Below are 15,154 nucleotides of genomic sequence, written 5' to 3'. Positions count from 1 at the left end.
GTCAGATGACAAAATACCAGTTGGCGAGCAGCATCACCACCACGCCGGCGACCAGCGTCAGATAGGGCAGCATGCCCGCCTTTTTGACCGAGAGGTCGGCGCCTGCCATGCCGAGGTCGGCCAGCATATGGTCGGGGAACTTTCCCTTGTCCTGGATATAGTGGCGGAAGCAGAACACCGGGATGATCAGTGCCGCCGTGATCAGGCCGGCCCACAGCGCCATCGGGTTCCACACCTTGGCGCCGGCGCCCATGAAGATCGCATTGACATAAGCGAAGATCGCTCCGATCCCGAGCAGCCAGCTCGGCGCCTTCCACGGCCGCGCGATATGGCCATTGTCGATGCGGTGGATCCAGCCGGCATTGAGGTTGAGGAAGTTGAAGATGATGTAGCCGCAGTTCGACACGGCGAGGATGAAGAAGAAGCTCGTCGCGTCGGCCGAGGCGATGGCCAGCACGATCAGGTTGAAGACCAGATCGGTCCACATTGCCCGCGTAGGTGCGCCATGTTCGTTGACATGGCTGAGATAGCGCGGCAACCAGCCATCGACCGAGCCCTGGTAGAGCGTGCGCGAGGAACCGGCCATCGCCGTCATGATGCACAGCACCAAGGCCAGGATCATCAGCATCACCAACAGGCTGTGGATCAGTGCGCCACCGCCGACCATGCCGGCCAAGGCATCGGCGACGCCGGAGCCGTCGACGATCGGTGTCGCCAGCATGCCGTTCAGGCCGAGCACGCCCTGGAAGGTGAACGGCACCAGGATGAACAGCAGCATGCACAGAAGGCCGGAATAGAAGATCGCCTTGAACGTGTCGGTGCCGGGGTTCTTGAACTCGGACGTATAGCAGACGGCAGTCTCGAAGCCGTAGGTCGACCACGCTGCGATGAACATGCCGCCAAGCACCAGTGTCCAGCCGGCAATGTTCCAGGCACCGGGCTCAGGCGCATAGGCTGCAGCCAGCGGCACCAGCGGCGAGAAATTCGCCCAGTTGATCTGGCCGGTGACGATCGGCACGACGCCGACGATCAGCATCGGGATGATGACCAGCAGGCCGATATATTTCTGCACATTGGCCGTGCCTAGGATGCCGCGATGCTGGATGGCGAAGATGATCAGCATCAGCACCGCGCCGATGAAGAAGGTCGCGTTGAATGTGAAGGAGACCGGTCCCAGCGTGTGGCTGTAAAGCGTCCAGTTGCGGATCGCCGGCGTTGCGGCGGCAGTCACCGCCGTGATGGCGTCGGCGGCACTGGTGCCGGCATGCGCGGCTATATAGGCGACGACATCCGGCGAGGCATCGATGAACAGCGGCACCGGCGCCAATGCGTTGAGGATATAGGCGGCGGCGATCGAGCAGCCGAGCGACAGCACCGGCGACCAGGCGAACCAGTTGCACCACACCGACAGCGGCGCGATGAACTTGGAATAGCGCAGCCAGGCGGTGGCGCCGTAGATCGAGGCGCCGCCCGACTTGTTCGGAAACAGGCCGGCGATTTCGGCATAGGTGAAGGATTGCAGGAAGCCCATGATCATGGAGGCGATCCAGATCCCGAAGGCCAGCGTGCCGGTCGTGCCGGCAATGCCGCCGATCGAAAACAGGACGAGGGCAGGCACGCCGCTCGCCACCCAGAAGGCGCCGCGCCAGTCGATATTCCGGTGCAGCTTGCTTTCCGCCGGCTGCTCCAGTGCAGTCGCAATTGTGCTCATGTGTCTTTGTTCCCCATTTTGATGTTCCCCGTTCGTGACGGCCGCGACTTCGCGAGGCTTCATCATCGACGCATGCTTTGCGCGGCTGCCGGTGTTTCCACTCAGTCGCATTTTTTTCTTAACAGTGAAGATTGATCCGGCGCGCTTTCAGGTCAAGCGTTTTGTGAAGCCGTGCACATCACGCTTGTGAGCACGCGGACTCACACACTCGGCGACGTCATCGACCGACCGGTCTGTTCGTCGCGAAAGTGGCCGTCAGGAGCGCGGTTTGGTCTTCTGCGGATCGTAATGCGCAAAGGCAACGACGCGCGCCGGCAGTCGCTTGGCATGGCCGTCGAGCTTGCCGATCTCGACCTCGGTGCCAATGGCCGAATGGGTGACGTCGAGTCTGGCCAGCGCGATGTTCTTGTTCAGCACTGGCGAGCGCGTGCTCGAGGTGACCACGCCGATCTGGGCGCGGCCGACATGCACGCAGTCACCATGGCCGACAGCGACATTGGCGTCGATCTCGAGGCCGACCAGCTTTGTCTGCGGGTGCTCCTTGCGGCGGATCAGCGCTTCGCGGCCGATGAAATCGTCGGTCTTGCTCTTTAGCGGCACGGTGAAGCCGATGCCGGCCTCGAACGGGTCGGTCTGGTCGGAGAATTCGTAACCGGCGAAGATCAGCCCGGCCTCGATGCGCACCATGTCGAGCGCCTGCAGCCCCATTGGCTTCAGCCCATGCGGCTGGCCGGCTTCCCAGATGGCGTCGAACACTTTTTCGGCGTCGCGCGGATGGCACCAGATCTCGTAGCCGAGTTCGCCTGTATAGCCGGTGCGCGAGACGACGACCGGAATGCCGTTGCCGCCGCCGATGCGGGCGACGGCGAAACGGAACCATTCGAGTTCGTCGATCGACGGCTGCAGCGGCGAGGTCCAGATCACTTCCCTGAGGATGTCGCGGCTCTTCGGCCCCTGCACGGCGACATTGTGCATCTGGTCGGTGGAGGAACGCACGAGCACGTTGAGGCCGAGTTTCGTCGCCGTCTCGCGCAGCCATTCGCCCGACAGATCATCGCCGCCGACCCAGCGGAAATTGTCCTTGCCCAGCCGCAGCAGCGTGCCGTCGTCGATCATGCCGCCATGCTCGTAGCACATGGCCGAATAGACCACCTGGCCGACGCCAAGCTTCTTGACGTCGCGGGTCAGCGTGTACTGCAGCAGCGCCTCGGAATCCGGGCCGGTGACCTCGAATTTGCGGAGCGGCGACAGGTCCATAATGACCGCGTCCTGCCGGCAGGCCCAGTATTCGGCGATCGGCCCGTCCTTGGCGAAGGAATTAGCCAGCCAATAACCCTTGTACTCGACGAAGTTGCGGGTGTGCTTGGCAAAGGTCGAATGAAATGAGGTCTCGCGGGTCATCTTCGGTTCCGAATCAGGCGTCATGCGTCTGGCGATCGCTCGCGAGAATTTGTGCTGGCCGGAATAGGTCCGCACATGGATGTCGGTCGGGTTCCAGCCATTGGCCGGCGTCGTGTCGTCGGGGCAGGCGGAGGAAACGCTGACAATGTCGGTGAGCGCGCGCAACAGGACATAGTCACCCGGCCGTGACCATGGCTCGTCGGACACCATGACGCCATGCGCGTCGATCGCGGTGTTGAAGAAGAAGTTGATCGCCATCCAGCCGGCGCGGGGCGTGACGCCCTTGTCGGCCAGCGCACGGTTGAAATTTTCCGAGCAGTTGGTGTGGCCGGGATAGCCGATGTCGTCGTAATATTTCGCCGCGCAGGCGAGCGCGAACGCGTCGTGCCGGCCGCATGTGTCCTGCACCACCTCGACCAGCGGCTCCATGTCCTGGTCGTAATATTTCGAATGCAGGCCGGGCATTGGATAGCTCGACCCCATCAGCGTGCGGGTCGTCGTCACGTCGAGCGGATGATCGCGGCCCTTGTCGAGCTTGCGCGCCGAAAAGCACTGGAAGTCGGTGCACTGGCGGCCGTCGACATCGATGATCTGCAGATAATCGCCCGCCTTGACGAAATAGGATTCCGCCGTCGCTGAATGGACGCGCAAATCGAGCACCGGATCGGCGAGCGGGTCGGCCAGCTGCGATTTCGCCGCCGGACGGATCGTGGCGCGGCGGACGATGACGGTGAGGGGCGTTGCCGTGTCGTGACCGTCGACCAGCATCGGCCCACCAGGGGCGGCGATGACCATCGAGCCATCGCGCGCAATCGTGAAGGCCTGTTCGGTGCCGGCCGGCGTCGCCCCGCCGAACACGCGCACCGCCTTGGCCTGATCGAGTTGCACCTGACGGCGCGCGAGCCCGCCCCGCAGGGATGCGAGACTGTCGTCGCCCTCAACCAACAGCGTCTTGATGCCGGCTGCGTTGCTGTTCGATGTTTCCCCAAAAATGCCGGGGTCGGTCGCGCCGGTCTTGTCCCAGGCCAGAAGTTCGCAGGCCTGGCCACCCTCGACATTGCGCACGGTGATCGTGTCGCCGGCTTCGATCTCGATGAGCAGCGCGCCATTGCCCTGGATCGTATAACGCTCCATGCCCGGTGGCAGCGCGATCTGGCCGGGCCTCAGGATGAGGCTCGGGCGCGGTGGTCCGGCTGCAATTGCGGGGTAGGGCGACTGGCTCATCTCAGCCTTGCGGTTAGAGAAACAAGTTTGCCTGTACGTGAAATTATTTTAGCAGCAAGAATAGCAGTGCGATCGCGTTTGGCAAGGCGGAGGTGCCATGCAGCGCGTTGCCGGCATTGGCAAAATTCTACGCCAGTTCCTCAGAGTGGCTGATAGCAACTCCATATTCCGCAGCCGAGTCGAGCATCGTATGCCAAAGGCTTTCGGCAAACGTCGCAAACACCAGCAGATTGAACACCGCCAGGCCACCCGGCCGATCATTCCCGCGCCAGAGCGTGACGCTGGTGTGGTCCATCAACGTCGCGGCAGCAGCGCCGATCGGGAACGCTCCCGCATGCAGATCGATCGACGACAGCTTGGCGAGCATCGTCCGCGCCTTGGCGCCGGAGATGTTGATCAGGACGCGCGCATGCGACTGATCCGACAGCGAGGCGTGACCGGACAATGCCGGCGCAAGCGTTTGCATCGTGTGCTTGCCGCTTTTCGACAGCACGAAAAACTGATCGGGCCCTGACCAGATCAATGTGGCATCCGAGGCCTGGATCGCTTTCGGTGCATCCGGTGGCGCCACGCCGAAACGGGCCTTGGCCGCTTTCGCCAGTTCGACCCCTTTGCCGCGCCGCGCCATCACCTGGATCAGGTCGAAATTGCGGATCTCGGTCAGCGAAACGCCGGCCTCGACGCCGCGTGCACCATGCGCGCCGGCGGCAAGCGCATGCTCGAGCGGACTGCGAGGGGCCCAGGAAAACTCAGCCACGCTGGCGCCCTCCATCCGGATCATAGAAGACGGGATTGCACAGCTCGACATCATAGTCTTCGCCGCGCAGCGGATCATGCGCACGCACGATCTCGCCGATGCGTTCGCGCCCGTGTTCGACAAGCGCGAGCCCGATCCATTGATCCAACGTCGGCGAGAAGCAGACCGAGGTGACGTAGCCCTGGTCATTGCCTGGGCCGGGTGTCTGGCCCTTCGGAATGATGTGTGCGCCGGAGCGCAACCGGCGTGCCTTGTCGGCCGGTTTGATGCCGACGACGACCTGCCGGTCCGGGGCGACCAGTGCTTCGCGACCAGCCATGACGCGGCCGATGTAATCCTTCTTGGTCGACATCATCTTGCCCAGACCAAGATCGGCCGCCGTCGTCGTGCCGTTCAGTTCCGGTCCGGCGATGTGGCCCTTTTCGACGCGCATGACGCCGAGCGCCTCGGTGCCGTAGGGCGTCACGCCGAACGGCGCGCCGGCCAGCATCAGATTGCGCGCCATGGCATCGCCAAAGCGGGCCGGCACCGAAATCTCGAAGGCCATCTCGCCTGAGAACGAGATGCGGAACAGCCGCGCCTTGAGGCCGCCGCGCAAGCGGACTTCGCGCGCGCCCATGAACGGAAAGCCTTCGTTCGACAGGTCTTCCGCCGGGTCGACGATTTCCCTGAGCAGGTCTCGCGTTTTCGGGCCGGCAATCGAGAATTGCGCCCACTGATCCGAAACCGAGGTCAGCTGCACGTCGAGTTCCGGGAACAACACCTGGCGGCAGAATTCGAGATGCTGCATCACCAGCCCGGCCTTGGCCGTGGTGGTGGTCAGGAAATAATGATCTTCGGCCAGCCGTGATGTCGTGCCATCGTCATAGACGATGCCGTCCTCGCGCAGCATCAACCCGTAGCGCGCCTTGCCCACCGCAAGATTGGAGAAGGTGTTGATGTAGACGCGGTCGAGGAAGGCACCGGCATCCGGGCCGTGCACGTCGATCTTGCCGAGCGTCGAGACATCGCAGAAGCCGACGCCGCCGCGCACCGCCTTGACCTCGCGGGTGACCGATTCCAGCCAGTCCTTCTCGCCGGCGCGCGGATACCACTGCGCCCGCTTCCACAGACCGGTGTCGACAAAAACTGCACCTTGCTCCACGGCCCAGTGATGCGACGGCGTCAGCCGCGTCGCATGGAAAGTCTCGTCGCGATGATGACCGGCGAAGGCGCCGATGGCGACGGGCACGTAAGGAGGCCGGTAGATCGTCGTGCCGGTCTCCGGGATCGACCGGCCGCTGACCGCAGCCATGATGGCGAGGCCGGCGACATTCGAGGTCTTGCCCTGGTCGGTCGCCATACCGAGCGTCGTGTAGCGCTTCAGGTGCTCGACCGATTCAAAGCCCTCGCGCTGCGCCAGTTCGATGTCGGAGGCGGTGACATCGTGCTGGTAGTCGACAAAGGCTTTTCCCTTGCCGGCGACATGCCAGAGTGGCGTCAGCGAAAAAGCCTCGTCGTCGGCGACAGGTGCGATGCCCGCCTTGTCGTTGTGCCTCGCGTCACGTGCCGCTGCCGCGCCGGCGGCAAATCCCTGGCTCAGGCAGGCGCCAAGCCCGAAATCGCCATTGGCGGCACCCGCGGCAACCATACCGGGAGGCGCGCCGTCCGGCACGAAGGCGGCGATATCGTCGCGCCATCTCGGTCGGCCGCGATGGAAGGAGGTCAATCCGACTGCCGGATTCCAGCCACCGGAAACGGCAAGCCCGTCGGCTTCGACTTCGGCGCGTGCGCCGCCGGTCAGCGACACCGCGATTTTCCTGACGCCGTCCTTGCCGCCATCGACACCGCTGACGGAACCGTGCAGCACCGGGAAGCCGCCCTTGGAGGCCAGCGAACGATGCGCCGGCGATACGTCAGGCCGTGCATCGATGACCGCCGCGATCTGCAAGCCGGCACTGAGTGCCGTCTCGACCGTGCGCCAGCCATCCTCATTGTTGGTGAACAGCGCGATCCGCTTTGCCAGTGTCGCCGCATAGCGCGCGACATAGGTCCGCATGGCGGAGGCCATCATCACGCCGGGCGTGTCGTTGCCGGCAAAGACGATCGGCCGTTCGATGGCGCCGGCCGCGACGACGCAGCGCTTCGCCACGATCCGCCACAGCCGCTGACGCACCTGGTGCTCGGGCGGTGAGGGCAAATGGTCGTTGACCCGCTCGATCGCGCCATAGGTGCCGCCATCATAGACGCCGAACAGCGTCGTGCGGGTCATGATGCGGACGTCGGGCATTGCTGCGAGTTCGTCCAACGTCTTCGAAAGCCATGCGGCTGCCGGCAGGCCGTCTATGGTGCCGCCGTCCGACAGCAGACGGCCACCGAGCGTGAAATCTTCCTCGCACAGGATGACGCGGGCGCCAGAGCGTCCGGCCGCCAATGCCGCGGCCAGACCGGTCGGGCCTGAACCGGCGATCAGCACATCGCAATGCGCCCAGGCCTTGTCGTAGTGGTCGGGATCGGCAACGCCGGCGGCACGGCCAAGGCCGGCGGCGCGGCGGATCGCCGGTTCGTAGATAGCTTCCCAGAATTTCGCCGGCCACATGAAGGTCTTGTAGTAGAAGCCGGCGACGAAGATCGGCGCGAACAACTGGTTGACCGACATCACGTCGTGGCGCAGCGACGGCCAGCGGTTCTGGCTGGCGGCCTCCAACCCTTCATAGAGCTCTGCCGTCGTCGCCTTGGTGTTCGGCTCGCGCCTTGCGCCCGTGCGCAGCTCGACCAGCGCGTTGGGTTCTTCCGAACCTGATGTCAGGATGCCGCGCGGGCGATGGTATTTGAACGAACGGCCGACCAGCTTGACGCCATTGGCGATCAGCGCCGAGGCCAGCGTGTCGCCCTGGAAACCGGAGAAGGCCTTGCCGTCGAAACGGAAGTTCAGCGGCACCGAACGGTCGATCAGACCGCCATTGCCGAGCCGGTGTGTCTGCGTGGCGGCCATCACGCACCAACCTTCGCGGCGCCAGCGCCCGCCGCCGGTTCGACCCACGAAATCTCGTGCGTAACCGTATGACGGCTGACCTTCAGCCAGGCCCGGCAGCCGCCGCCATGGTACCAGTATTCGCTGGTCTCGCCGGCGACATTGTCGCGCAGATAGACATAGTCGAAGACCTCGTCTTCCGAGGCATCGGCCTCGGGCCGCACCGGTTTGGCATCGCCGAGATAGGTGAACTCGCCGAGTTCGCGTTCGCCGCAGAAGGGACAGACAATACGCATGCTGTTCTAGACCGCCTTCAATGCAGGTTCGGTTGGGCGCCCTGGCCCTTTTCGTCGATCATCGCACCGCGCCGGAACCGGTCGAGGCGGAACCGTGCGGCCTCTTCGTGCGATTCATCGCGCGCCAGAAGGTGGGCAAAGACAAAGCCGGAGCCTGGTGTCGCCTTGAAGCCGCCATAGCACCAGCCGGCGTTGATATAGAGCCCGTCGACCGGCGTTTTGTCGATGATCGGCGAGCCGTCCATCGACATGTCCATGATGCCGCCCCACTGGCGCAGCAGGCGCACACGGCCGATCATCGGCATCAGCGCCATGCCGCCCTCGCAGACGTCCTCCATTACAGGCATGTTGCCGCGCTGGGCGTAGGAATTGTAGCCGTCTATGTCGCCGCCGAAGACCAGCCCGCCCTTGTCCGACTGGCTGACATAGAAATGGCCGGCGCCGAAGGTCATGACACCGGGAATGAGCGGCTTGATCGCCTCGGAGACGAAGGCCTGCAGCACATGGCTTTCGATCGGCAGGCGCAGGCCGGCCATCGCCGCCACGCGCGACGAGGAGCCGGCAACCGCCATGCCGACCTTGCCGGCGCCGATCTTGCCGCGCGAGGTCTCGACGCCGGTCACCTTGCCATTGGCGTCTCTGACAAAACCGGTGACTTCGCAATTCTGAATGATGTCGACGCCGAGTTCGCTCGCTGCGTGCGCGTAGCCCCAGACTACGGCATCGTGCCGCGCCGTGCCGCCGCGTCGCTGCAACAGCCCGCCTTGCACGGGAAAGCGCGCGTTGTCGAAGTTCAGGAACGGTATCATCTTCCTGACCGCGGCGAGGTCGAGCAGTTCGGCGTCGATGCCGTTGATGCGCATGGTGTTGCCGCGCCGGGCATAGGCGTCGCGCTGCGCGTCGGAATGGTAGAGATTGATGACGCCGCGCTGGCTGACCATCGTGTTGTAGTTGAGGTCCTGCTCCATCCTTTCCCACAGCTTCATCGACAATTCGTAGAAGCCAGTGTTGCCGGGAAGACCATAATTGGAGCGGATGATGGTGGTGTTGCGACCGGCATTGCCGGAGCCGATCCAACCTTTTTCGAGCACGGCGACATTCTTGATGCCGTACTCGCTGGCGAGGAACCAGGCGGTGGCCAGGCCGTGGCCGCCGCCGCCGATGATCACCACGTCGTAGCGGTCCTTCGGCGTGGCATCGCGCCAGGTGCGTTGCCAGTTCTTGTGGCCGGAAAGGGCGGCGCGAGCGAGCGAGAAGATTGAATATTTCATCAGTTCATTCCGAGGTCGCTCGCGTCGCTGGGTCGACTAAATGTCCAGCGTGTGGTCGCGCTCCCATTGCGTGAAGTGCGAAGCATAGGAATTCCATTCCTGGTGCTTCAGCTTTAGGTAGGCCGACGAGAATTCCTCACCCAGCGCCGCCTTGAGCGATTTGTCCTTGTCGAACTCGCGCAAGGCGTCGAGCAGGTTGAGCGGCAGCTTCGGTGCGCCCTTCACCGTATGGCCGTGCTGGTACATGTCGATGTCGTAGCGCTTGCCGGGATCGGCCTTCGAGCGGATGCCGTCGAGGCCGGCCGCGATGATGACCGCCTGCAGGAGGTACGGGTTGGCAGCACCATCCGGCAGGCGCAGTTCGAAGCGGCCGGGGCCGGGCACGCGCACCATGTGGGTGCGGTTGTTGCCGGTCCAGGTCACCGTGTTCGGCGCCCAGGTCGCGCCGGAAATAGTGCGCGGTGCGTTGATGCGCTTGTAGGAATTCACCGTCGGGTTGGTGATCGCGGCCAGCGCGGAGGCATGCTTCATGATGCCGCCGAGGAAATTCCTGCCCTTGGCCGACAGGCCAAGCTCCATCGCATTGTCGGCGAAGACGTTGGTCTTGCCGGCCTTGTCCCAGACCGAGATATGGGCATGACAGCCATTGCCGGTCAGGCCCTGGAAGGGTTTAGGCATGAAGGTCGCGCGCAGGCCATGCTTCTCTGCGATCGACTTGACCATGAACTTGAAGAACGAGTGCTTGTCTGCGGTCGCCAGCGCGTCGTCGAAGGCCCAGTTCATTTCGAACTGGCCGTTGGCGTCCTCGTGGTCGTTCTGATAGGCGCCCCAGCCGAGCGCCAGCATGTGGTCGCAGATCTCGGCGATGACGTCGTAGCGCCGCATCACCGCTTGCTGGTCGTAGCAGGGCTTTGAGGCCGTGTCGTATTCGTCGGAAATCGTCTTGCCGTCGGGCGAGATCAGGAAAAACTCGGCCTCGACGCCGGTCTTGACATGCATGCCGTCGCTGGCGGCCTCCGCGATCAGTCGCTTCAGCGTGTTGCGCGGCGCCTGATCGACCTCCTTGTCGTCCATGATGCAGTTGGCGGCGACCCAGGCCACTTCCGGCTTCCACGGTAGCTGGATCACCGAAGCCGGATCCGGCACCGCCAGCATGTCGGGATGTGCCGGCGTCAGGTCCAGCCAGGTGGCGAAGCCGGCAAAGCCGGCGCCGTCCTTCTGCATGTCGGCGATCGCCTGTGCCGGCACCAGCTTGGCACGCTGGCCACTGAACAGGTCAGTGTAGGAAATCATGAAATATTTGACGTTTTTCGCCCTTGCGAATTCTGCAAGATCAGCTGTCACGGAAGTTCCCCATTTTTTTGTCGATTGTTGGCCCCAGAGCGTGCGGGCTTCGGCCCTTCGTTGATTAGAAGCCGTTCTTTCCCGGTATCCAGTTGGTGCCGGCCAGCGGCACGCCGGCCATGGCGGCTGCCTCGATCGTCAGCGCGACGAGGTCCTCGGGTTCGAGATTGTGCAGGCTGTTCTTGCCGCACGCGCGGGCGATCGTTTGAGCCTCAAGCGTCATCACCTTGAGGTAGTTCGCCAGCCGGCGTCCGGCGGCTACTGGGTCGACCCGCTTCATCAGTTCGGGGTCCTGCGTGGTGATGCCGGCGGGATCGCGTCCCTCATGCCAGTCGTCATAGGCGCCGGCCGTGGTGCCGAGCTCGTTATACTCCGCCTCCCAGCGCGGATCGTTGTCACCGAGCGCGACAAGGGCAGCCGTGCCGATCGAGACCGCGTCGACGCCGAGCGCCAGCGCCTTGGCGACATCGGCGCCGTTGCGGATGCCGCCGGAGACGATCAGCTGCACCTTGCGGTGCATGCCCAAGTCTTGCAGCGCCTGCACTGCCGGCCTGATGCAGGCAAGCGTCGGCATACCGACATTTTCGATGAACACTTCCTGGGTTGCCGCGGTGCCGCCCTGCATGCCGTCGACCACGACGACATCGGCGCCGGCCTTCACCGCAAGCGCCGTGTCATAGTAGGGACGCGCGCCGCCGACCTTGACGTAGATCGGCTTCTCCCAATCGGTGATCTCGCGCAGTTCGAGGATCTTGATCTCGAGATCGTCGGGTCCGGTCCAGTCGGGGTGACGCGAGGCCGAACGCTGGTCGATGCCCTTCGGCAATGTGCGCATTTCGGCGACACGGTCGGAAATCTTCTGGCCAAGCAGCATGCCGCCGCCGCCGGGCTTGGCGCCCTGGCCGACGACAACCTCGATCGCATCGGCCCGGCGCAAATCGCGTGGATTCATGCCATAGCGCGACGGCAGATACTGATAGACCAGCTGCTTGGAATGGCCGCGTTCTTCCTCGGTCATGCCGCCGTCGCCCGTCGTGGTCGAGGTGCCCGACAGGGTAGCGCCACGCCCGAGCGCCTCCTTGGCGGGGCCTGACAGCGAGCCGAAGCTCATGCCGGCGATGGTGATCGGGATCTTCAGTTCGATCGGCTTCTTGGCATGGCGAGAGCCCAGCACGACGCTGGTGTCGCAGCGCTCGCGATAGCCTTCGAGCGGGTAACGCGAGATCGAGGCGCCGAGGAACAACAGGTCATCGAAATGCGGCAGCTTGCGCTTGGCGCCGGCGCCACGGATGTCATAGATGCCGGTCGCCGCGGCACGGCGGATCTCGGAGAGCGTATAGTCGTCGAAGGTCGCGGATTTGCGCGGCGTCGTCGGCGGGTTCCTGTAGGTCATGCTGCCTCAATACGCGTCGGCGTTGTCGATATTGAAATTGTAGAGGGTGCGCGCCGAGCCGTAACGCTTGAACTCCGACGGCTTGACGCCGGTGACGCCGGCGCGGTCGAGCAGGCCTTGCAGCAAGTCCAGATGCTCGGCCCGCATCTCCTTGGCTATGCAGTCGGCGCCGAGGCTGTCGACCTTGCCGCGCACGAACAGCCGCGCCTCGTAGATGGAATCGCCCAGCGCGTCTCCCGCATCGCCCAGCACCACCAGATTGCCGGACTGCGCCATGAAGGCCGACATGTGGCCGATATTGCCATGAACGACGATGTCGATGCCCTTCATCGAAATGCCGCAGCGCGACGAGGCGTTGCCTTCGATGACCAGCAGGCCGCCCTTGCCGGTGGCGCCGGCATATTGGCTGGCGTCGCCTTTGATGGTGATCGAGCCCGACATCATGTTCTCGCCGACGCCTGGGCCCGCCGAGCCATGCACGGTGATCGTGCTGCCGGAATTCATGCCGCCGCAGTAGTAGCCGACGCTGCCGCGCACATCGATTGTAATGGGCTGATCGACACCGACGGCGACCGAATGACTGCCTTTCGGGTGCAGCACTTCCCATGCCGTTTCGTTCGAGCCGGGAGCGAGATTGTGCAATGCCTGGTTGAGCTCGCGCAGCGACGATACATCGAGGTCGAAGATGCGCGAGGCGTGGTCGTGCGCCGCAGTCTTTGAAAGCTTGGTTGCCGGCATGAACTCAATGCTCCCAGAAATAGACGGTTGCGGGTTCGGGTTCCCAGACCCTCGCATTGTCTATGCCGGGCAATTTGGTCAGCGCGCGATATTCCGAGCCGAAGGCGACATACTGGTCGGTTTCGGCCATCACGGCGGGTTTGCAGGCGATCGGATCGCGCACCACGCCAAAACCGTTCTTGGTGCCGACGACGAAGGTGAAGAAGCCGTCGAGGTCGGAGAGCGTGCCTTCCAGCGCCTCGCCGAGATTCCTGCCATGCGCCATCTGCGACGAGAGATAGGCAGCTGCGACCTCGGTGTCGTTCTCGGTCTCGAATTTCATGCCCTCGCGGATCAGCTCGCGGCGGACATTGTTGTGGTTGGAGAGCGAACCATTGTGCACCAGGCACTGGTCGGCGCCGGTCGAGAACGGATGCGCGCCCATCGTCGTCACCGCCGATTCCGTTGCCATGCGGGTGTGGCCGATGCCATGCGTGCCGGTCATCTTGCGGACATCGAAGCGATCGACGACAGCCTCGGGCAGGCCGACTTCCTTGTAGATCTCGACCACGTCGCCGGCACCCATGATGCGGATGTCGGGGCGCAGCGCCTGGATGGTTTCGCGCGCCTCGTCGATCTTGGCGGGCGTGGTCCTGACGACCGCATGGGTGGATTTCACCGCGATCGTCACCGGCGTGCCGATGGCCTTGGCGAGTTCCGCCTCGAGGCCGCGGAAATCGCGGTCGGGCTTGGCCGACTGGATGGTGATCTTGGCCTCATTTTTGGAGGGCGCGCCATAAATGGCGATGCCGGCGCTGTCGGGACCGCGATCGCTGAGCGAGATCAGCATCTGCGACAGCATCGCACCAAGCTGGGGTTCCAGCGACTTGTCTTTCAAAAACAGTCCGACAATTCCACACATGTCAGCCTCCCGGCATTTGTAAGCTAAGAGATCGTTTGTAGCTAAGAGATGATGTATCGAATGAGTCCCATAAATTCAATCATATGAAAAAATTTTTCCTCTAGTTACGTATGCGGCCCAATGCCGCTCTGTGCACTATCGCCGTCTCGCTGGGCATTGTGAACCCATTTGGCGGTGCGGATGCGGGCGATCTTGTAAGCGTCGAGGATCGACAAGGCATAGATCAGGAAGCCGCCGGCGTGACGACCGACAAAGCTGGCGTCCGGCGGCGCGATCTTGGCTGTGACCCATGCCAGGATCACCATGAAGAAAAGGAACTGCAGGCCGCGCACCGGCACGCCCAGAATGACGTGCCCGCTTGCCGGCAGCACGATTGCCGCGCCGAGAACCAGATACGGGCCGGGGGGAGTGGGTGCAGTGGCGGAATTGGTCATGCGGCCTGCCGTTCGCTTTTGTTGATCGCGTCGCGAAGCGCCGACACCGACACCAGCAGTCTTTCGATCAGCGCGGGATCGAGTGTGGCGTCGCCAAATTCGGCTTGCCGGAACACGCCATAGCGCGCCCGCTCGGCTTCGGCCAGCAGCCAGACGATACGTATACCCTTGGGCGTGATCAGCAGTTCCTTGGCGCGCCCCTCGGAGAAGATCTCGATATGGCTGGCGATGAGGCCTTGTGGAAAGCGCGCCGCCCTGCGGTCGGTACGCAGCACCGCCTCGGCGGGAAATCCTGGGGCCTTGGGCAGCGTATGCTCAAGGTGATCGAAATTGGAGAAGGTCGTCGGCGAGCCCGGCCGCATCATCATGTCGAACGTCGCTGGCACCGCGACCTCTTCGGTGAGGGAAACACTGAGCCAGCGCGCCGGCAGTTTCCGCGTCGCCAGCGTGTCGACGATGGTGCGCACCTGGACGCGTTGGCTGTTCCAGGATCCTTCCCAGGTGATGACGCCGGCGGTGCCGTCCGAAACATTGGCAGCGTCGGCGATGACTGTGCGGATGCGGTCCTGCTCGAAGGCGAGCGCCGTCGATGCCCTGTTGCGACTGGCACGCGCCTGCCAGGCAAGGTGGAGGACGAGAGCCAGGACAATGGCCCCGGCAAGCAGTGCTGATGTCACCTCGGACATTTTCTCATGCCAGGCCCGCCCGGGATCCGGACGGGCCCACTCCCA

Annotated in this window: 12 protein-coding genes; all 12 read right to left on the bottom strand. The window is 63.7% G+C overall.

Annotated elements, in window-relative coordinates:
• Position 1: 1 nt before the first annotated feature.
• The 12 genes from ACZ89F_RS20430 to ACZ89F_RS20375 all read right to left on the bottom strand — a co-directional run bounded on the left by ACZ89F_RS20430 (position 2) and on the right by ACZ89F_RS20375 (position 15,109).
• Complete coding sequence (locus ACZ89F_RS20430; RefSeq protein ID WP_476093804.1) at positions 2-1,711, bottom strand: APC family permease; 1,710 nt, start codon at positions 1,709-1,711, stop codon at positions 2-4.
• A 255-nt stretch (positions 1,712-1,966) separates the two neighbouring features.
• On the bottom strand, positions 1,967-4,336 hold the full coding sequence (locus tag ACZ89F_RS20425; RefSeq protein WP_476093803.1) for a DUF1989 domain-containing protein: 2,370 nt from the start codon (positions 4,334-4,336) through the stop codon (positions 1,967-1,969).
• Positions 4,337-4,463: 127 nt separating this feature from the next.
• The gene (locus ACZ89F_RS20420) at positions 4,464-5,093 is read right to left on the bottom strand and encodes a sarcosine oxidase subunit gamma (RefSeq protein WP_476093802.1); all 630 of its coding nucleotides are present in this window, start codon (positions 5,091-5,093) and stop codon (positions 4,464-4,466) included.
• Entirely contained in the window at positions 5,086-8,067 is a 2,982-nt protein-coding gene (locus tag ACZ89F_RS20415; protein WP_476093801.1) for a sarcosine oxidase subunit alpha, read from the bottom strand. The genes ACZ89F_RS20420 and ACZ89F_RS20415 overlap by 8 nt, the downstream gene beginning before the upstream one ends.
• Positions 8,067-8,342, bottom strand: coding sequence for a sarcosine oxidase subunit delta family protein (locus ACZ89F_RS20410; protein WP_476093800.1), 276 nt, complete (start codon positions 8,340-8,342; stop codon positions 8,067-8,069). The genes ACZ89F_RS20415 and ACZ89F_RS20410 overlap by 1 nt, the downstream gene beginning before the upstream one ends.
• A 17-nt stretch (positions 8,343-8,359) precedes the next feature.
• A complete protein-coding gene (locus tag ACZ89F_RS20405) occupies positions 8,360-9,613 on the bottom strand; it encodes a sarcosine oxidase subunit beta family protein (protein ID WP_476093799.1) in 1,254 nt (417 codons plus the stop codon).
• Positions 9,614-9,649: 36 nt separating this feature from the next.
• The gene (gene glnT, locus ACZ89F_RS20400) at positions 9,650-10,957 is read right to left on the bottom strand and encodes a type III glutamate--ammonia ligase (RefSeq protein ID WP_476093798.1); all 1,308 of its coding nucleotides are present in this window, start codon (positions 10,955-10,957) and stop codon (positions 9,650-9,652) included.
• Positions 10,958-11,021: 64 nt separating this feature from the next.
• Positions 11,022-12,350 (bottom strand): FMN-binding glutamate synthase family protein, encoded by a 1,329-nt coding sequence (locus ACZ89F_RS20395; RefSeq protein ID WP_127255237.1) that lies wholly within the window; start codon positions 12,348-12,350, stop codon positions 11,022-11,024.
• A 6-nt stretch (positions 12,351-12,356) separates the two neighbouring features.
• Positions 12,357-13,088: a GltB/FmdC/FwdC-like GXGXG domain-containing protein gene (locus ACZ89F_RS20390; RefSeq protein ID WP_476093797.1), complete on the bottom strand. Its 732-nt coding sequence runs from the start codon at positions 13,086-13,088 to the stop codon at positions 12,357-12,359.
• Positions 13,089-13,092: 4 nt separating this feature from the next.
• Positions 13,093-13,989 carry a class II glutamine amidotransferase gene (locus ACZ89F_RS20385; RefSeq protein WP_476093796.1) on the bottom strand — a complete coding sequence of 299 codons (897 nt, stop codon included), beginning with the start codon at positions 13,987-13,989 and terminating at the stop codon, positions 13,093-13,095.
• 104 nt (positions 13,990-14,093) lie between these two features.
• Entirely contained in the window at positions 14,094-14,423 is a 330-nt protein-coding gene (locus ACZ89F_RS20380; protein WP_476093795.1) for a hypothetical protein, read from the bottom strand.
• Positions 14,420-15,109: a hypothetical protein gene (locus ACZ89F_RS20375; RefSeq protein WP_476093794.1), complete on the bottom strand. Its 690-nt coding sequence runs from the start codon at positions 15,107-15,109 to the stop codon at positions 14,420-14,422. Before ACZ89F_RS20375 ends, ACZ89F_RS20380 begins: the two co-directional genes overlap by 4 nt.
• Positions 15,110-15,154 lie beyond the last annotated feature (45 nt).

The organism is Mesorhizobium sp. USDA 3734 (assembly GCF_056279665.1).
This window is presented reverse-complemented; position numbering and strand designations above follow the sequence as displayed.